The organism is Streptomyces sp. NPDC008121 (assembly GCF_042957155.1).
Lineage (GTDB): Bacteria > Actinomycetota > Actinomycetes > Streptomycetales > Streptomycetaceae > Streptomyces.
In genome coordinates, this window is the sequence record NZ_JBIBHT010000014.1 from 14,627 (window position 1) to 33,994 (window position 19,368).

Consider the following 19,368-nt stretch of genomic DNA (forward strand, 5'->3'; position numbering starts at 1 on the left):
CCTGACCTCCTGGGTCAGGTCTGGCTACCCGCGCAGTGGTAGGTGAAGTCAAAAACGTCACTCGGGAACGCGTTCAGGCGAAGCCAGAAGTGGCCGCCGTCGTCGGGCCCGTTGTCATACGGCCCGTAGACGATTCCCTTAACCCGCTCAAAGAGGTCAGGGGCATCCACCTTTACCCAGGGAAGGCTTTCCGGACAGTAGAAATCCACATCCTGCCAGCTCCCCCACGCCATGGTGTGCTTGACATTACACGTCAGCCTGTCCTCTGATTCCCTGCAGGACTGCTGAGGGTTGCTTGCAGCCTCTAGATTCCCGGCCGCTTGCGTTCCGCTAGCGTCAGCAGCGTAGGCAGTACCGGAAAATATGCCGCCAGTGGCCAGGGCAGCACCAGCTGCAAAGACTGCTGCGTGCTTTACTGCCGACTTCATGTGGAATCCCATCTGTGTCGTCCCAGGGAGACACTTCTCGCCATCCCCACGGCATCGGACATGGCTGCCCCGGGCTCCTTGACGTATGGAACCGGTACCCGCCGTCTAACGGTGTCCGCCGACCAGCGGATGCAGGGGTTGAGCCAGCCGCCCGCCCCCGGCTGTCGAACGCGGCATCCTGCACCGGACGCGAACCGGCGGCTTGGCCGGGCCGCTGGCTGTTCGGATTGCCACCGCCTATGACGGCGGGGGCGGCCTGGGCTCTGGCAGGCGAGAGGCTGACTCTGTCAGAACCCGCAAAGAATCCCGCATCTGCCCGCTACGTGACGAGCTGCACGTCAGAAGACCGTGAACGACCTGACGCCCCATGAACAAACGGCCACCGAGGCACCCGCTCGGCCTGACCACGAGCCAACCAAAGCCGCGCACCAAACTGATCAGTAGCTGGCTGTTTTTCCGTACTTGATCGCCGCGTTGTCGCTGGTCAGGCATAGCGCCAGGGTTTCCGTGGCAGGCAGAGCACGTCGTGTTGGCGTGACCGTGGAGGTGCGGGATGCCGTCGGTGATCGGGCTGCTGGAGGAGCGGGAACGAGCCGCTGCTCAGCGGGTGGAAGTGCTGCGGACTGAGGCGGACCGGGTGCTGGCCGCGCTGCGGGAAGCGGAACTCGACTGGGAGCGGTTCGTCGTTTCCAGGGGACGGTGGCTGAGGTTCTCGTCGGCCCGGTTGGTGCGGTGGAGACCGACATGCCGACGTCCGGGGATCCTGAACCGGCGACGGCGACGGGGTCGGCGGGCGGGGCGGTGCCGGCGATGGGGCCGGCGGGCGGGGTCGGTGGTGCCCGCGTGGTGCGAAGGGCTCGTGGTGCCGGTGCTGTCGCCGGAGTATCAGCGGATCATGGTGGTCCTGACCGCGGCGGAAAGGGCGCTGTCCTGCAAGGAACTCGCCTCCGGGCCCGGGGTGGAGCCGGTGGCGGCGAAGGTGGAGGGAGTGCGGTCGAAGGCGAACCGGCTGGTGCGGCGGGGCTGGCTGGCCAAGGAGCCCTCGGGCAGGTTCACGCTCGTCGCGGGCCTGCGAGGCGGTGGATCATGAGTCTGGTCATCGGCCAGCGGATCATCGCCTCGCTGGAATCGGGCCGCCGTTCGTAGTCGCGGGCCAGCCAGCGTGAGCGGAGCAGCCGGGCGAACGTGCGCTCGACCACCCAGCGGCGTGGGAGCACGACGAAGCCGGAGACGTCGTCGCTGCGTTTGATCACGGTAACGAGCAGGTGCAGCACGTTCAGGGCCCAGGTGATCAGGTTTCCGGTGTAGCAGCTGCCGGCCCGCAGTTTCGTGATCGTGGGGAAGCGGTCGCGCAGAGCGGGCGGCATGTCGGCGGCGGCCTGCCGGTCGGTGACGTCGGCGGCGGTCACGTTGATCATCAGGAGCAGGCCGGCCGTGTCGCAGACCAGGTGCCGGCGCCTGACGTTGATCTTCTTCCCGCCGTCGTAGCCCCGGCTGCCCGCGCCGACCACCGCGTCGGCCCTGACCGGCTGCGAGTCGATGACCGCGGCGGCCGGCTCCGGTTCCCGCCCGGCCGTCTCGCGGACCTTCCCGCGCAGCCGGTCGTGGAGCTCGCCGGTCAGCCCGTTGTTCCGCCAGCGGCGGCAGAAGGCGTAGACCCGGTCCCAGGCCGGGAAGCCGGCCGGCATCGCCCGCCACTCGATGCCGTTGTCGACCACGCAGAAGATGGCGTCCAGCATCACGCGGTGGCAGTAGCCCTCCGGACGTCCGACCCGGCCCTCCAGCCACCCGGGCACCGGCAGCAGCGGCCGGATCCGCTGCCACTCGACGTCCGTCATGTCCGTGCCGTAAGCCCTGACGCGGTCGGGCTGGCCGGCCGCGTTCCCGAACCGGTGAGCGAGACAATCGCACGCCGGACCCGCCGAGTTGAACTCATCCCCCTCGACCGCGTACCACAAAAGGACAACAGGGCCTCCTGGCGTGCTCGTCGTCTCAGCAACTCCGAACTGCACCAGGGGCCCTGTCCTCATGCACGGCCACGGCAGAATCACCCGACCGACAGCCATTTTCGATCACACCGCACTCAAGATCGATAGGACAACGGCTTCTCACGTGCCTTCCCCGATCGGGAGTTCGGCGTCGGCTGGGCCTGACTACACGACACGCTTCGTTTCCCGCCGACCACGCCGTGCTGAGGAGCGTGGGGTGATCTGAGGCAGCGAATGGGCCCTGCCGACATGAAGCCGGCAGGGCCCGTCCGTCGCCTCGGGTGGCGATCTCATCGAAGGTGAGCGTACCTGTATCCGGCCCATCCCCGGTGTGCTCGACATCCTGCAGACCGGCCCCCGTCGCCCTGCGTACATCCACGGCGCGTTCTCCGCCATGGACCTCGCCGCACGCCCACCTGCGCGCCATCGATCCCGTTCGGCGAAGGTGCGGCGGCCATGGTCCTGCAAAATGCTTCCGGGTCGGCATCTCATGTCGGAGCGTGGCGTTTGATCCGGCTGGCCCCGCCGCCAACCCGCTCTGTCACCTCATCAGGACAGGCCTGGCATCAGCCTGTGCTGACGATGCGCAACTGGGTGTGCTCGCCCGGTCCCGCGTTGCCGCCGAGCGGCCACAGGCCCTGGCCCATGCGCATGGTGACCTCGGAGCCTCCGTTCCAGCAGGACCGGGTGGCAAAGGTAGTTTTCCGTCCCTTTCCGTCCTCCAAGTCCAGGTAGACCTCCGGCCCGGAGCTCATCCAGAAAACGACCCCGTATGACCTGGTCTCGCCCGGCTCCAGGATGTCGCCCACGCGGGGCAGCCACAGGCCGCCCTCGTGGTAGATGGCCTGCTCGTATGAGCGGGGGTGCACGGTGGAGTCTGTCTCAATGCGCAGAGCGGTCAGGGTTAGGGGCCCGCCGGTATTGTTAGTGAGCTCGACGGTGTTGTACACGCAGAATGGGCAGGCTGCCCCGGCTCCTTCTGTCTCCGCGTAGGTGGTACCTGCGGCCGGAGCAAAGGCCGAAGCCGCTGAGGCACCGGCGGCAGTCAGGCACGTGCAGAGCACGGCAGCTAGAGCAGTCCGGACGGCGAGACGCATGTAATGCGTTCCCTCTTTCGGCAAAGAACCGTGCGGCCTTATCCTCCTGCGTGAAGAGCTCTCCGTGTAGAGGCTGTTCGGCCCTGCGGCCGGCCGATTGCAGCCGCCCGTCCGGAGGACGGCAGCTTTTAGGCGACCCTGGGCAAGCCTTGAATACGGTGGCGGCCACAGGTATGGGCAAGCCCCGCAACTTCCGACCCCGCCCAGAAGTGGGGTCTGCCTGCCTCCACACTCCTCGCGCCACGGGCCCTCCGGTAGGAATCGCCATTGGGGTGGGTGAAGCGCCAACGGGCAACGATCCGAGCGGTGTCGAACCCAGCGCATCGTCGGCGTACTCCGCGGCTTCCTGCACAGCCCGAGGGGCCCGGCCAGCCGGCCCGTCTCCCGTCATGCCGTGCACGCACCAGTTGTCTGATGCCGTCTGGCAGGGGAGGCCGGTTGACTGGGCGGATACCTGTATGCCTTCCTGGCTGGAGATGTCATGCCGCACCGTCTGCCCGTTGATTCTGCTGGCGCGGCCAGACCTGCCGGAAGCGGGCGGCGGCGTGCGGGGTGGCTGCGGCGGGTGGGGCTGGCCACCGCGGTGGTGATGGCGGTCACTACGGTTCCGGTGGTGACGGCGAGTGCGGTGCGCGGAGTGTCCGTGGCGTCTGCCGCTGGCGGGGTGTCCGGCACGGTAGCGATGGGCGGCGGAGCCAGCGGCACCATCCACGAGCAGACCGGCGCCTTCACCACCGTTCTTCCGCTGGTGTCGCTGCCCGGCCGCGGCGGGGCCGGGCTCGACCTTTCTCTGGCCTATGACCAGGGCGCGGCCGGTGCGGGAGCGGACCGGCACGGGCTCGGGCAGGGCATGGGTCTGGGCAAGGCGTTCATCGATCCGGACGGCGGCGGGATGCTGCACACCGCATCCGGCGCCGGCAGTTTCCCGCTCGCGCCGGGCGATGCCACCGGCACCGGCCTGAAGCGGTATCTGCTCAAGGACCTTGCCCTGCGCGACCAGCCCGGGACGCTGCCGGCCCGTGACGGGCTGGAAGGGGTGCCGCGGGACTACCGCTGGGTCCTGGCCTACAGCGACGGGCGGAAGAGTTTCTTCTCCGCCGGGGGTGATCTGGTTGCTGAGCAGGATGTGTTCGGCCATGAGACCGCCTACGCCTGGGAGATCCGCGGAGATCAGCACCGTCTGGAGAAGGCCGTCGACGCCTACGGCCAGGCCGTCACCTTCGACTACAGCACCGAAAACCAGGTCTCTGTCACCTCACCGGTGCGAAGCGACGGCAAGCAGCCCGAGGTGGTGCTGCACCTCGACGGGGGCCGCCTCACGTCGGTTGTCTACCCGGAAGACCAGAAGACCGCCCTGGGCTGGGACTACACTCCCGACGGGATGCCGGGACGGCTGCTGACCCGGGTGGAGTCCCCTGCGGGTGCGGTCACCCGCATCGGCTATGACCAGCCGCACGGCTTCCCCATAGCGTCCTCTCTGAAGGTCACCGACCAGGACGGCAGGGACCTCACCCCCGAGCGCACCTTCCGTCTCGGTACGGAGGGTGAGCATGGGGGGCATGACTTCACCGGACGCGGCCAGTACCCCTCCGCGGACGCTTTGTTTGACAGCGCGGATGAGGACTACCGGTATGTGACCGAGCTGTCCGACGGGCACTCCACCGTCCGTTCCGTCTACAACAGCCTGCACCTGCTGAAGGAACGCACCGCCACCCTCAGCGTGAACGGTGAGCAGAAGCCGGTGCGGACCCAGTACCTCGCCTACGAAGGCGAGCGGGAGAACGGACATGCCCCTCCCCCGGCTTCCGCCCTGCCCGCGAATTACAGCAAACCCGTGAAAGCCACGGTCGCGGTCCATGACCCCGCCACCGGCAGGACCCGCACCACCACCGAAACTGCACGCTTCGACGAGCACGGCCGCGAAACAGAACGCACGGATGTGACCGGTGCGACGACGGTCACCCAGTACGACCCCACCGCCCTCGACGCGCAGCACAGCAGCGGTGCAGACAGCGGCCCGGACGGAGACAGCAGCGAAGGCGGTGACAGAAGTCAGAGCGCGGACGGCCGGGGTCAGGACGGAAAGCCCGCTGGTTACGGGCTGCCCCTTCGCGTCACCGTTACCGGTGCCGACGGCGCCGAGGCCGTCACCGAGAACACCCTCACCGCCGACCGCAGAAGCATCGCCTCCACAAAGCAGCTGGTGAAGAACAAGGACGGAGAGAAGCTCTCCGCCCGGACCGTCACCGCCTTCCGGGTCAACGGGCACGGCGAGATCACCAGCAAGACCATCACCTGGGCCGGGGGCGGCAGACCGGAGGGGGTCCAGGGGCCGGATGAGGTCACCGAAACCTACGAGTCCGCCGTGGACACCGCCGCGCACACCCGCACCGACACCGTGAAGACCGCCGCGGGAGCCAGCAGCCAGGTCACCGACCTCGTCACCGGGCAGACCATCCGCGCCACCGACACCGAAGGCCGCACCGCCGAAACGTCTTACGACCAGGCCGCACGGCCCGTGATGCAGAAAATGCCCGGCGGGCCGGACGGCAAAGGCCTGCTCACCACCACCACCGAGTACAGCCCCGTCAGCACCACGGTCAGCACCCCGGGCCAGGACGGGAAACAGCACGTGACCGTGGAGCACCAGGACCTGCTGGGCCGGGTGGTGAAGACCACCGACAACATCCGCAACAGTGAGCTGACAGACGATCCGGCAGCCCGGACCCTGCAGAGCGTGCAGTTTGAGGACCAGGGCCGCACCGCGAAAGTCACCGACCAGGCCGGGCGCACCACCGTCACCACCAGCGACGACCTCGGGCGGCCGGTGAAAACGACCGCGCCGAACGGGATGACCCAGTACACCCTCTACGCCGACGCCGACGCCGACGCCGCCACCGGCGATACCTCCACCATCACTACGCTCATCCTGCCCGCGGGCGAAACCGACCCCGCCAGAGCCGTGGTCACCGCCACCGAAACCCGCGACAACGCCGGCCGCCCTGTCGCCGCCAGCTCGTCGTTCGCCGATGGCACCCGGCAGACCGGCACCAGCCGCACCTACGACAGTCTCGGACGGGTCGCCGAAGCCGTATCCGGTGAAGTGGCCACCCGCCCCGCATACGGGAATGCCGGCGTGGCGGAGACCACCACCCTCACCCCGCAGAACACCGAAGTCTTCCCCGGCGAGAAGATCACCGCCACCAGCCCCCGCGACATCACCGGCGCCCGTGTCGTGAAGACCCTCGCCCCCGGCCCGGACGGCGAGGGCCGCTCCGGCATGACCCTGGTCCGTGACACCGCCGGAAGGGTCACCGAGGAACGCCGCACCGACGGCACAAAGAGCACCTTCGCCTACACCCCCGCCGGGCAGGTGAAGGAGTCCGTCTCCCCCTCCGGGATCCGCACCGCCTACCGGTACGACGAGACCACCGGCCAGGTGCTGGAGGTCACCGTGACTTCCGCGGACGGGAAAACGGAAGAGAAGACCGGCTACAGCTACGACCCGCACACCGGCGCCGTCACCGAGGTGTTCAGCCCCGAGGACCGGGACGGCACCCGGATCGGCTACACCTACGACGCCGACGGCAACACCACCGAAGTCGCCTACCCCGACGGGAAAACCGTCCGGCAGGAATACGGCGACAACGGCCAGCTGCAGAAGAGCACCGACACTGCCGGACTGACCACCTTCTACACCTACAACAGTGACGGCACCCTCAAGGAAGCCGTCCAGCACGAACGCGACGACGCCCACAGCCCCGTCAAAGCCAGAGTCGCCTACACCTACGACGGCCTCGGCCGCATCACGAAAACCGACCGCGGCAACGGCGTCACCACCGAAAGCCAGTTCACCAGCGCCAGCCAGATCAAACGGGAGAAGACCACCCGCAACGGCGAGGTCATCACCGAAGCGTCCTACACGTATGACAGCCACAACAACCTCACCGTCCGCACCGACACCCGCCCCCAGGCCGGTGCGGACGGCACCCCCGGCAAGCCGGTGGCCACCACCACCCGCTACACCTACGACGCCTACAACCGCCTCACCGCATCAGACATCACCAGCGCCGACGGCAAGCCGCTGACCACCACCCGCTATACCCTCAACGTTTCCGGCGACGTCATCAGAACCGAAACCACCGCCCACACCGGCCAGCAGGCCGGACAGACGACGGTCACCGATAACAGCATCGATCCCTCCGGCCGCCTCACCACCCTCACCACCACCGCCGGAGGGGACAACGGCAGCGGTGGCGGTGGCACCGTCCGGAAACAGGTCTTCGACACCGACGGCAACCTCAACTCCAGCCACGACGGCACCGTGTGGACCTACAACGTGGCCGGCCAGCCCGCCACCACGACCACCCCCGACGGGAAGACCACCCGTTACACCTACTGGGCCGACGGCACCCGCGCCACCACCACCGAACAAACAGCCCCCGCCGCGGACAAAAGCGGAAGCGGCTCTGGCAGCCGAACCAGCGACAGCGGTGACAGCGGCACGGACAGCAGCACCCCACAGGAACAGACCACCCGGTTCTACTACAGCCCTGACGGCACCCTCCTCAACGACACCCACACCACCCGCACCGGCGGCGCGGATGCCAGTACCGGCGAAGACGCTGCCCCTGAGGCAGCTGTAACAGCGTCGTATCTCATGGCCGGCACCCGCCACGCCCGCACCCTCACCGGCCAGGGCGCAGACACCGCCTCCCAGACCGGCGCCGGCTACCTCATCCAGGACCGGCACGGAAACACCACCGCCCTCACCACCAGCGACGGCCAGGTGTCGCAGGCCTGGCAGTACACCGACTACGGCCAGCCAGCCAGCCCCGGCGGCACACCCCTGCCCCCCGGCAGCACAGCCGGCACAGCACCGGCAGGCCCGGCCGGTGCGGCCCGTAATCCCTTCACCTACGCCGGCGAATACACCAGCCCTGGCGGCACCCAGTACCTCAAAGCCCGCCTCTACGACACCGCCACCGGACGCTTCACCACTCCCGACCCCGCCCCCCAGCACAACCGCTACCAGGCCTTCGGCACCAACCCCGTCACCAACATCGACCCCGAAGGCACCACCGAAATCCCCGACTGGGGCGGCTACCTCATCATGGGCCTCACCCTCGCCGCCGCCGTCATCACCACCGTCATCACCATCGCCACCGCAGGCATCGGAGCCCCCCTCGGCTTCGCCCTCGCCGGCGCCGCCCTCGACCTCGCCGGCGCCGCCCTGGACACCGCAGCCATGGCCACCGGCCGCACCCAGATCGACGACCCCCTCAGCATCGCCTCCCTCACCCTCGGCGCCGCAGGCATCACCACCGGCATCGGCGCCGCCCTCTGGAAACCAGCAAAGGCTGCGGTCACACACCTCAAATCCCTTAATGAAGCCCGGCATGCCGCCAAACAAGCACAGATGGAAAAGGAACTTCTGGACCAAGCCTGGAGGGCTACTGGCAAAGCCTTCACGAGGGCGCGGACGGCAGCAGAGCAGCAAAGTCTCTATCTGTCCCATTTGAAGGAGGCGGCGCACGATGCAGCCTACGACTGGAATGCGCTCCAAAACGCCAGAGGACGCCACACGAAATTCCTTGCTCCGATACCAACCGCAACCGTTGTGATGCAAGACATGTACAAAACACATGGGAGTATGCACAAGTGGCGGGATGCATACAGCAAGGCCTGGAAGAAGTGGAATGAAATTTCAGAGATCATGCCAGAAAACCAGGAAGTAGCTCTCAGTGTGTGTACTGTCCTGAATAATCTCTGGGACGACCTGGAGGGCGTGCACAGCGCCACGAGCGTTGCCAGCCCGTGGAGGAATGCTGAAGCAGTCAAGGGTCTGCAGCCTCCAGGGCTGGCGAGGGCACAAACGAGCCTGGCACAACTGCCCGAGGACCCGCACAAGCTGCCAGAACACTTCTCGTCCCTGCGGGGGGACGTCACATGATCAGACGCGGCGGTCCTTTTCAGCTTGGGACCGACCCCGACCGCTGGCACGCTCTGGCCGAAGCCCTGGCGCCGAAGAGGGATTTCGATGAGACCTTCGGCGACTTCCTCGACCGCATGACCGTGCCGCCCGCATAACGGTGTGACCAGGATCGTTCAGCAATCCAGGCAGGCCGCCCGCCCATGAAAGCGGCGGGCCGCAGACGGCAGCGGGCCCGGCGCCGGCCCCAGCGGTGGAGACACCCTCTTCCCCACGGCTCTCGCGCGGGAAAGGAGTGTCCTCGCCACGGGAAGGCTTGCCCACCCGCTCTGACCAGGGACAACAAGCCGTGTCCGATTTGCCAGGCTCCCGCCTCCGGCAACACCTCCAGTCCCCCATCGCATGCAACCGTCCAGACAACGCTTCATCAGCCTCCCTCCGGTACAACCCCGAGCCAGTCCCGCCCCGCAGGCTGACCGGGCGAGAACCGCGGATTACTCCCTCGTGCGGCCGGGCGCCGCCACCATCGGCGAACCGCTCCCCGCCCTCCTGCTGTCGCAGAGGTCATGAAGCCGGTCAATGAGCAGCACATCGCGGAGCCCCGCCTGGTGGCGCTGGACATCACCGGCTGGGACGAGGACACCGCCGTCCGGGCCGCCATGACCGCGCTGGAGGAGCGCTGGGCAGCCTCGGGCATCAGCCCGGTGCGCCGGGATCCCGGCGAACCAGGTGTCCGGGCCCGGATCTACGCCGACATCCTGCGCCCGGGGCGGGACGGCCCGTAACCGAGCTGGGCAAGCCCTTGTGCTGGGCGGCTTGCCCAGCCCCCGCTCATGCTTGCCCAACAGCCGGCTCCCACAGGGGTCGGGCCCGCCCGGTTCCGTCGCAGTGGAAGCACCGGCCGCCCCCGGGCATATAGCGGGCGCCGATGCCGGCCGCGGCGTGGCGCAGGAATCGGGTACGGCCGTCGGCGTGGGCGGGTGCAGCGCGAGTTCGTGGCGCTTGCCGACCAGGACCTCCAGCGCAACCCCGGGCCCGGCGTTGCCGAGTTCCGTGGTGAGGCTGCGGGTGACCGTGTTGATCAGGTCGTGGAGGTGCCCCGTCGTCTCTGCCCCGGACAGTTCCACCCGCGCGGTCAAGAGGATGCTGTCCGGCTCGGTGAGGGACAGCATCGCGTCCGCTCGCTCGAACGGCACGAGGCGGCCGAACGGGTCGGGGTGGGAGGCGTGAAGGGGCGCGCCAGGGCGAGCCACATGTCCCCCGGATCGCTCTGCTGAGGCGCCGCGTTGTTCTGCCTGTTTCGTCTCATGACTCCGGTCTACGGCCGGCGATGTGCTCCGGCCGGCTCCCGGCTGCCGCCTCCCACGCGGTGGCACCATAACCTTGGGGAGCGCCCCGCCTCGTGGTCCGGGCGCTGGACAAGCCGTCGCGCGGCGGGGCTTGCCCTCCGGCCCGTGACCGACCCGTCTCCCGTGTTGGGTCACACCGCACGTCAGCGCCGTGACCGGCCCGTGCAACTCCCGACCGAGTCGGTCACCGGCCATCGGTCAGCCCACGCCCTGGCGGAGAAGCCCCGGGCAGGCCGTAACCGACGCCGCCGTGCGCTCCGGCCAGGGTGGGCGAGCCCAGTTCCCGAACCGGTGCGCGAGACAGTCACACGACGGGGTGAGCGGACTGGACCCCGCCTGCACGAAGGCATAGAACTGCGACAGCAGGGCCTCTGGAACACTCGTTGGCGTAGACACCTACCGAGCTACCGAGAGGCCCTGCTTCTCATGCCCGCACCCCACCGCGATCACCCGAACGGGACCCCCGTTCGGCCAACACCCCACAAGATCGGAACGACAGCAGCCACTTAGTTAGACCATGCCTGACCAGCAGAAATAGAACGATCATGCTCGGTTGAGATACGGCTTCTCACTACATATGAGCCCGTCAGTTCAAGGGGACGGCGTTCCAGGTCAGTTCGCGCTGGTATCCGTGACGCCAGCCCCTGGTGCGGACCTGGTCGGCCCGAGGGCCGCCCTGGGTGCCGGGGGACTTCGCATCCACGTTCTGGCCGCTGTCCCAGTAGGACTGGAGCGCAGAGGAACCCCAGCTCTCCCGACCGCCCCATGTCCACAGTTCTCCGTTGGGACCCGCCGGCGAGTCGCCGTTGTCCCCCATCATGGCCAGTCCCTCGTTACCGCCCGTGTAGTACATGATCTCGTCCTTGGCCGGGCTGTACAGCGTGAACTGGCCTTCGTTGCCCGATCCCAGCTGCTTCCACGAGCAGTAGGGGTCGTTGAGCCCGACCGGCTTGAGCCACACGAAATCATCGGTGGGGCTGGCGCAGAGCTTGTAGTCCGGGAAAGCGCCATTCCTGATCATGATCTTCGGGGTGGCGGCCGATGCCTGCGCCGCGGGCAGTGCGGACAGGACGGCGGCGGCGACGACCGCCGCAGCCAGGCCAGTCCGCAGGCGGCGTGCTGTGCGGGAAACAGTCGTAGAACGAGCCATACGAGGGACTCCTATTCCAGTATTGTCCGCAGGCCAGCAGGCCCAGGGAACTGCGGGTTGCCGGCTACTGGGGCGAAGTGCACTGCACCGGTTCGGCACACCCATGTTGCGCAGCAGCGAGGCGGGCCAGCCATGGCTTTCGACTGTCTTCGAAACCGGGAGGAATCGCCACACCAACCGGGACTGCATGGGCACCAATTGCATCTGCGACACCTCGACTGCATAGTTGGCTCACTCATGATATGACAGCGCTTCGCGTACATCCGGGCACGGATAGTGAGCGCCGATGATGTCCGAAGGGGCTGTGCATCGATGCTTCGCATTCACTTCACCACTGCCGACCTGCAGCGGATCCGGTGGGCTACGCATCCGGAGCCATTAATGGAGACCGTGTTCAGCCTCCAGCTCCTCCAGCAACCGCAGTCCCAGACTCAACCGTTCGCCCGCTGGTCCGCCCATGTCCGCGCCAACGTGAGCCGGCAGGAATCGCTGCTGTTCGATCTCGCGTCCCCTGAGGACGGCGTACTGCTCGAACTCCTCATAGCCCCAACAGGCACCAGGACCCTGAACGACGGACTGACAGCAGTACAGTCACTGCCCCACGACCGAGTCATCTCAGATCTGGCATCCGCACGCAGTATGCGTCCGGCCCTGCCCAGGTGGGTTGTCGATCTCCACCACCGCCAGCCTGAGGCAACCGGCCGACTGGCCCACCTGCTCCACACATACCATCGCCTGGCGATCGCGCCGATGTGGAGCCATGTAGAACAGGCTGTGCAGGCATCGCTGGATACCACGGCGGCCGGGCCCGGAGCCATGCTGGGTGGACTGCATCCGGCCATCAGCTGGGAGTTCCCCATTCTGACCCTGCCGTGCCACATCCCGCACGACGTGGACCTCAGCCTCGGCGGCCGGGGTCTGCTGCTGGTGCCCTCGTTCTTCCTGCGCAGGCCCACGGCCCGCCTCGACAACAACGACGAACAGGCTCCCGTCGAGGTCTACTTCCCGGTGCACCAGCACCGCCTCTTCCCGGAACCGGACCTGCATGTCGACCCCGGTCTGACCCGTCTGCTGGGTCGCACCAGAGCCATGATCCTGACGGCCCTCACCGCCGTCCGCAGCACGACCGAACTTGCCACCCAGGTAGACATCTCCGCCGCGACGGCGAGCCACCACCTCAATGCCCTGCGCGCAGGCGGGCTGATCTCGACCAGCCGAGAGCACGGCTCCGCCCGCCACAGCCTCACCCACCTCGGCCAGCGCCTGTTATACGCCCCCCACCCCCCGGCTGAAACGTCTGGTACACGGCCCCCGTACTGGTAGGTCGGCACGCTCCGGCGTCGCATACTTCACAGGCCGGCTCGCCCCGAACCGTGGTACTCGTAGCGGAGCTTGTCCGTGACGAACGATCGCCTGGGCACCTGCCTGGCCGACGAAAGAATCGCCTGGCCGCATCCTTCTTACGACGGTTTTGAACCCAGCGTGTCGAGCACCTTACCGTCGGGATCGACGGCCCAGGACACCACCGCCGGCTCCCGGCCGACCAGCGGGCCCGGACATGAAGGGTGGTCCCGGCACCGGGGCCGCCACGTCTGGACAGCGGGCGGACACCAGAGGTAGGGCGCGGGCGCCGGGATCACTTGGGGCCGGTCCCGGGCAGGACAGCAGGCTCCCGTCTGCGTCCGCACTGCCTGCCAGTGGGACAGGTCGAGGCAGTCGGTCAGCGTCGCCGTAGGCGTCTTCGCGTTCATGTCGAGCGCGGTCACTCCCGTCGTGACCCAGCTCGCCGGGCGCCGCCGTCCCGGCCGTCTTCATCCGGGCCAGGTCGTTGCGGAACTGCCCCAGGGCCTCGGCCATCGCGTACTTCTCCAGCTCGGTGCCCTTGGCATCCGCGCTGCCGTACGCCTTCATCGGCACCACCGACACCGCGCTGTGAGCCGCCAGCAGCGCCGTCTTCCGCGCCTGCTGCAGATCAGCCGATACTGACGCGGCCGACGGCACCTGCGACAACGCTGATGGGGCCGATGACGGGGTCGTGGACGGCTTGCTGTCCCCGCCGCCATGCCCGCACGGGCCTTCCCCCAAGAAGGTGGGCACGCGGTTATTGATCACGCGGCGAGGGTGAGTCTAGCGGCGTGGTGTCGGCGTTCGTATGCGTCGGGGCTGAGGCCGTTGGCGGAGTGCCGGGGGCGGGTGTTGTAGCGGGTCAGTCAGGCGAAGACGGTTCGCGGCAGCTGCCGGCATCGCCGTAGTCGGGGTCTCCTTGGAGGATCTCGCGTTTCAGGGAGGCGTGGAAGCTTTCGCAGGCGGCGTTGTCGGCGCTGGTGCCGACCGCGCTCATGGAACGGGTCACGCCGAGCTGGTCGCAGAGCTCGGCGTAGACCCGGGAACCGCACTTGGCTCCGTGGTCCGGGTGGAACACGGCGCAGTCCAGGCTGCCGCGGGTCGAGCCGGCCATCAGCAGTGCGTCGGCGACCAGGCTGGTGCGCATGTGGTCGGCTATCGACCAGCCCACGATCTTGCGGCTGAAGCAGTCCAGCACAGTCATGAGATAGAGCAACTTCCCTCCCGCGAGCGGAAGATAAGTGATGTCGCCCAGGTATGTCCGCCCGGGTTCAGGGGCGGTGAAGTCCCGCTGGAACAGGTCTTCAACCGGTGTGGCCGATGGGTCGGGGAGGGTGGTGCGGACGCGTCTGCGCAGGCGGATGCCGGTGACGGAGTACGTTTTTATGACCCGGGCGACCCGTTTCTCGCTGACCACATGCCCCTTCTCTCGGAGCTAGGCGGGCGGGAGCGGCAACCGCAGAGATAGTGCGCGTGGGGTATGGGGCCTCCGCCAGGGCGCCGCGTGCGGCAGCGACCCATCCGGGCGAAGCCGCGGTCCGCGCGGGCGTGCAGGGCCGTGGAGGGAACACCGTAGGCGGGCGACTGAAGGCCGCGGCCCTCCCGGGGCCGGGGCGGTGGAGTCGGTGTGTGCGCACGGGGCCCCGGCCTTTTCGGCTGGTGGTCCATCGGTGTCGTTCGACGCTCCGCAGGCTGCCGTCCGTTCCTCAACGAGATTGCCGACCCGGACCTCCACTGTGAGGGTGGGGGTTGGTCAGGGCTGATGGCCGACGACGTCCCCGCCGCCGCCGTCGGCCAGGGGGATCGCTGTGGTGATCCGTTTGCCCACAGGCTCGCGGTGGACCGCGAAGCTCTGGGCGACGGCCATGACGATCTCCAGCGCGTGCTGGCGATCCGGGTCGGATCGGGTGCCAGGATCGCCGGCGGTGGCGGCGTGAGGACAGGCCCGCGGGGCTGCATGATCGGCTGTGTGATGCTGCGGCCACGAGATCGAGAGAGTTAAACTATGCCCTCTTGTTGCCGATTTCGAGCAGCGCACGGTGCGGGTTCGTCGGCGCATTTCCGCGCTGAGGAGACGGCCAGACCGCTGCGGCGGTGATTAGGTGACCACCCGGCTTCCTTGCGGCTGGTGTCTAGGACTTCAGGGCCGTCATGGGCCGACAGGAAGCAGGAGGCCGCCGGTGAGCCGCAGGAGTTCTTCGGCGGTGGTGGGAAAAACGGTGCGGGGGGTTCCGGCAGCAGCCCAGAGCTGGGGGTATTCGGCCAGGGCTGTGTCGACGACGGTGGGCAGCGTCCGCGGGTGGCCGACGGGGGACACTCCTCCGATCGCCTGTCCGGTGGCCCGGCGTACCTGTTCCGGAGTGGCGCGCCGGAGCCAGCCTCGTCCCCAGCGTGAGGCGAGTGCTGCGGTGTCGACCTTGTGACGGCCGCTGGCCAGGACAAGGACAGGTTCGTCGCCGGAGATGAAGATGAGGCTGTTGGCGATCGCGCCCACGTCACATCCCAGGGCGGAGGCGGCCTCGGCTGCTGTCCGCGTAGATTCGCTCAGCTCTCGTACCTGGCCGCAGACGCCCGCCTCGGCAAGGGCCCGGGCGACCTCTACGCTGCGGGCAGGCAGGGGCATGCTCTGATCTGATGACATGGGTGTACTCCTTCTTCGTGCGGCGACTCTCACATACCGTTCCACATACAGAACGTTTCTCAGGAGGAGCGATCGGCCCTGCACCGGGGCGGAATCCACCTGACCGAAGAGGGGAGAAGCCATGGACCTGGCCGCCTGTGTCGGCTCGCGACTGCGGGAGCTGCGCAAGGCCCGCGGCTGGTCACTGTCGGAGCTTGCGCGCAGGGCAAAGCTTGGCAAGGGCACACTTTCCGAACTGGAAAGCGGAGGGCGCAACCCCACTCTGGAGACGCTCTACTGCCTCACGACAGCGCTGGAAGTACCCCTCAGCTCTGTGCTCCATGGGCTCACCCCTGCCGCTGAGATCTCCGGCCAGGCGGTCGACGCCGTCCTCACCGAGCGGTTCGAGGATGACGCCGCCATTACCGAGACTTACCGGATCCGGATGCGCGCCGGCACAGCCCAGGAGTCAGCCGCACACGCACCCGGCACGACAGAGCACATCATCGTGCTCGCGGGCACGGCACACGTCGGTCACACTTCCGCTCCGATGACGGTCGGTCCCGGCATGCACGGCAGCTGGACCGCCGACCTCTCGCACCTGTACCAGGCGTCCACAGACGTCGAGGCTCTTCTGCTAGTTCGTTACTCAAAGTGACACATGGTCGACGCCGGCAGATGAAGCACCTAACGCCTCCCGACCTCTTGCCATGCATCGATCGAGAACAGTTATTTGCTGCCCGGCACCACCTGCCGGGTGTCCGGGCAGGCGATTCGGCACCACCCGGACGATGATCAGGTGACCACCCGACGCACCCTCGGCACCGGCCCCCAAGCCGCGCCCACCATCCGCGCCGCTCAGACCGACCTGACCGACGTCCTGCCCGGCTTCTGCCCTGCCGGACATTGCCGAGCTGAGAGCCCGGGGCATGCTGGGGGCTCTACGCCGACAGCCCCGGCCTCGCGGTGGGCCCTTGCAGTCGACGGCGCTGACGAAGAGCCCGCCACGTGATCTGATTACAAGCCACCGGTGGTATCGGCCCCGGCCTGGGTGAGGCTACCCAGTTGTGCATATTCCGCCTGCTGGGAATTACATCAGCATCCGAACGCGGCCGGAGGACGCGACGGCTGCGGGTGTCCTATTTTCTGCCCAGTTCGAGCTCATTGGTAATGATTGCAGCGAGCTGGTCTGCAGGTAGGGCTCTGGTCCAGGGAACGTTGGGGGCTGCTTGGAGGTTGGCCAGGACGATGACTGTTGCCTTGGGGGTGGGGAGGTATTCCATGTGTGTCTGGTATCCGGGGAGTACGCCGGTGTGGCCGACGGCGCCGCTGGGAAATATGCCAATTCCGAGGCCGTAGGGCCGGTCGTCGTGCTGCAGACGCTCTGTGTGGGTGGCGGGCTTCAGGAGGCTGCCGGTGGCCAGGACTTCTGCCCAGATTCTGAGGTCTTTGGCCGTGGAGATGACCGCTCCGGCTGAGGTGGCCCAGGAGGGGTTCCAGTTGGTGGTGTCGGTGGGCTGGGCCCCCGCGGGGGCTGTGATTCCGGCGTTGGCGTCTCCCGCGACGGCCGCGTTGATGGCCTGGCCGATCTGCAGGGGGCTGGCGAAGTCGTAGCCGTGCGCGTAGGGGGCGGGCAGGCTCGCGTCGGGAGGTTCCGGGAAGCTACTGTCCCGCATCCCCAGCGGTTCGAATAGCCTCTGCTGGAAGAGTGCGGGCAGGCTTTGGCCGGTCAGTTTTTCCGCGATCATGCCGAGCAGTAGATAGTTGGTATTGGAGTAGGAATATATCTTGCCGGGGGTTTTGGCGGGGTGGCTGTAAGCAAATTTTAGTAGTTCGTCGTGCGTCCAGACTCGCTGAGGGTTCGCATTCAGGGCGCGGTTGAAATCATCGTCGTCGTTATAGCTGTAGAGTCCGCTCGTCATGTTCAGGAGTTCCCGGATTGTGATGTCCGATCCGTTGGGGACTCCTGAAATGTATTTGGATACCGGGTCGTCGAGTTTGATTTTGCCCTCGTCGACAAGCTGCAGCACGATCGTGGCCGTCATGGGTTTCGTGTTGCTGCCGATCCTCACGTGATCCGCAGTATTCATGGCTTTGCCGGTCTTGATGTCGCTCTTTCCGAGCGCACCGAGCCACGACCCTTTCCCCGGCACGTCCGCCAGCACGACAGCCCCCGGGACGCGGAGTTCTTCCATCTTCGCGATGAGGAGCGGTTTCAGCTCGCGTACGAATGACGGTTCGGCCGAAGACGGCACGGCCACCGACGACGACTTGGCAGGCTGCGGCTCAGTGGATGAACTGCAGGCCGTGCCCAGGAATGCCAGGAGCGCCAGGACCGAACCCATCGATATTCCCACACGGTTCACAATCGGCATAGCCACTCCTACGAGCTTCACACGCTCAGTGGGATGCAGGCGGCGCCGGTCCGTCAAGGCACGCATGACGGGGACGCATGACCCGGCGTCGCGACATAGGGACCAAACTGTCCCGCCTGGCCTCGCACCAGCCAGTGTCACCCCGCCAAGGCCGGCCGGCGAGTCCGGGAGCATTGTCTCGACAGGCCGACACCTAACCGACGCATAAATCCCAGCGGGCCGAACGCGCGCAACTGAGACAGCGTCGCACCAGTGGCAGACGCGCAGGACAGCGGCCCCACAGCCCCCACGCATCTGCGGCGACGCTCTCTCCCGGCGTCCCGAACTGGCCTCCGGCCAGCACTGGCACGCCGGCTTTCTCACCCGGTGCCCCCAGACGGGAAGCCCGCACACGGTAGCCATTCCTCGAGCATATGTCCTGTATTTTTGTGGCTGGAATCCGCTTCCCCGGCTCCCTGACCCTCTGAAGCCATGCCAACATCCCTGGGATCAGCAAAGGGCTGGTCCAGAGGATCTACTGGGAGGCAGAAATGAAGAAGACGGCCGCGATCGCTGTTGCAGGAGCGCTATCGGTGGCGGGACTGGCCGCTATGTCAGCACCCGCGATGGCGCAACAGTCTTCCACCGGTAGCCTCGTGCAGCTGGTACGGCATGAGACGCCTTCATACATGAGCGCCTATTACACGGTCCAGCAGGACATGCAGTGGAAGTACACCCAGCACTGGAACCGGCAGACCGGCGAGCTGCCGACTTCTCGGAAAACGCAACGGCTCCACGAACTCATCGCCGACCCCGGACTGATCGCGGAAGGCAACCTGGCCAAGCGGGCCTTCTGCCCGAGCACCACCAAGCAGTACTCGCTGACGACCGCCGGCATTAAGTTCTCTCACGCCTGCGGCAAGAGCGACCCTCACACCCCGATATTCAATGAGATCGTTGACCTTCTGGAAGGTATGATTCCCGCCCAGAGCCAGCCTTAGCCTTTAGACCATGCCGTCCTGGCTGGTACTGCAATCACAGTACCTGTGGTTGAGTCGGAGTATGACCTAGCTCGGGGTGGGGTTAGCTGAGGAGTGGGACGGGGG

General features: G+C 67.2%; 12 protein-coding genes and 1 pseudogene. 6 read left to right on the top strand and 7 right to left on the bottom strand.

The genetic code is table 11. From position 1 onward, the window contains the following. Window positions 1-14 precede the first annotated feature (14 nt). Window positions 15-428 (bottom strand): hypothetical protein, encoded by a 414-nt coding sequence (locus ACFZBD_RS32025; RefSeq protein WP_391146532.1) that lies wholly within the window; start codon window positions 426-428, stop codon window positions 15-17. An 895-nt stretch (window positions 429-1,323) separates the two neighbouring features. Here ACFZBD_RS32025 and ACFZBD_RS32030 point away from each other — a divergent pair. Then, window positions 1,324-1,518 carry a hypothetical protein gene (locus ACFZBD_RS32030; protein ID WP_391146535.1) on the top strand — a complete coding sequence of 65 codons (195 nt, stop codon included), beginning with the start codon at window positions 1,324-1,326 and terminating at the stop codon, window positions 1,516-1,518. Here ACFZBD_RS32030 and ACFZBD_RS32035 read toward each other — a convergent pair. Both ACFZBD_RS32035 and ACFZBD_RS32040 read right to left on the bottom strand, forming a co-directional pair. Continuing rightward, complete coding sequence (locus ACFZBD_RS32035; protein WP_391146538.1) at window positions 1,481-2,266, bottom strand: IS5 family transposase; 786 nt, start codon at window positions 2,264-2,266, stop codon at window positions 1,481-1,483. The two genes, ACFZBD_RS32030 and ACFZBD_RS32035, sit on opposite strands and share 38 nt — an antisense overlap. Window positions 2,267-2,982: 716 nt before the next feature. Further along, window positions 2,983-3,285: a hypothetical protein gene (locus ACFZBD_RS32040; protein WP_391146541.1), complete on the bottom strand. Its 303-nt coding sequence runs from the start codon at window positions 3,283-3,285 to the stop codon at window positions 2,983-2,985. Between the two features lie 892 nt (window positions 3,286-4,177). Here ACFZBD_RS32040 and ACFZBD_RS32045 point away from each other — a divergent pair. Together ACFZBD_RS32045 and ACFZBD_RS32050 are read left to right on the top strand one after the other, a co-directional pair. Beyond that, window positions 4,178-9,466 (top strand): RHS repeat-associated core domain-containing protein, encoded by a 5,289-nt coding sequence (locus ACFZBD_RS32045; RefSeq protein WP_391146543.1) that lies wholly within the window; start codon window positions 4,178-4,180, stop codon window positions 9,464-9,466. 545 nt (window positions 9,467-10,011) lie between these two features. Beyond that, window positions 10,012-10,230 carry a DUF6207 family protein gene (locus ACFZBD_RS32050; protein ID WP_391146545.1) on the top strand — a complete coding sequence of 73 codons (219 nt, stop codon included), beginning with the start codon at window positions 10,012-10,014 and terminating at the stop codon, window positions 10,228-10,230. Window positions 10,231-11,380: 1,150 nt separating this feature from the next. Here ACFZBD_RS32050 and ACFZBD_RS32055 read toward each other — a convergent pair. Beyond that, on the bottom strand, window positions 11,381-11,944 hold the full coding sequence (locus ACFZBD_RS32055) for a hypothetical protein (protein ID WP_391146548.1): 564 nt from the start codon (window positions 11,942-11,944) through the stop codon (window positions 11,381-11,383). A 312-nt stretch (window positions 11,945-12,256) separates the two neighbouring features. Here ACFZBD_RS32055 and ACFZBD_RS32060 point away from each other — a divergent pair, with 312 nt between their 5' ends. After that, window positions 12,257-13,267, top strand: coding sequence for a helix-turn-helix domain-containing protein (locus tag ACFZBD_RS32060; RefSeq protein ID WP_391146551.1), 1,011 nt, complete (start codon window positions 12,257-12,259; stop codon window positions 13,265-13,267). Window positions 13,268-14,150: 883 nt separating this feature from the next. On the opposite strand, the pseudogene ACFZBD_RS32065 reads toward ACFZBD_RS32060, so the two are convergent. Next, window positions 14,151-14,711: pseudogene (locus ACFZBD_RS32065) on the bottom strand (IS3 family transposase); the annotation flags it as partial. A 726-nt stretch (window positions 14,712-15,437) separates the two neighbouring features. After that, complete coding sequence (locus ACFZBD_RS32070) at window positions 15,438-15,929, bottom strand: YbaK/EbsC family protein (protein WP_391146554.1); 492 nt, start codon at window positions 15,927-15,929, stop codon at window positions 15,438-15,440. Window positions 15,930-16,050: 121 nt separating this feature from the next. Here ACFZBD_RS32070 and ACFZBD_RS32075 point away from each other — a divergent pair, with 121 nt between their 5' ends. Then, window positions 16,051-16,566, top strand: a complete 516-nt coding sequence (locus ACFZBD_RS32075) for a helix-turn-helix domain-containing protein (protein WP_391146557.1) — start codon at window positions 16,051-16,053, stop codon at window positions 16,564-16,566. Between the two features lie 481 nt (window positions 16,567-17,047). Here ACFZBD_RS32075 and ACFZBD_RS32080 read toward each other — a convergent pair whose 3' ends face one another. Then, the gene (locus ACFZBD_RS32080) at window positions 17,048-18,283 is read right to left on the bottom strand and encodes a serine hydrolase (protein ID WP_391146560.1); all 1,236 of its coding nucleotides are present in this window, start codon (window positions 18,281-18,283) and stop codon (window positions 17,048-17,050) included. A gap of 530 nt (window positions 18,284-18,813) precedes the next feature. Here ACFZBD_RS32080 and ACFZBD_RS32085 point away from each other — a divergent pair. After that, the gene (locus tag ACFZBD_RS32085; RefSeq protein ID WP_391146563.1) at window positions 18,814-19,263 is read left to right on the top strand and encodes a hypothetical protein; all 450 of its coding nucleotides are present in this window, start codon (window positions 18,814-18,816) and stop codon (window positions 19,261-19,263) included. The last annotated feature ends 105 nt before the right edge of the window (window positions 19,264-19,368 follow it).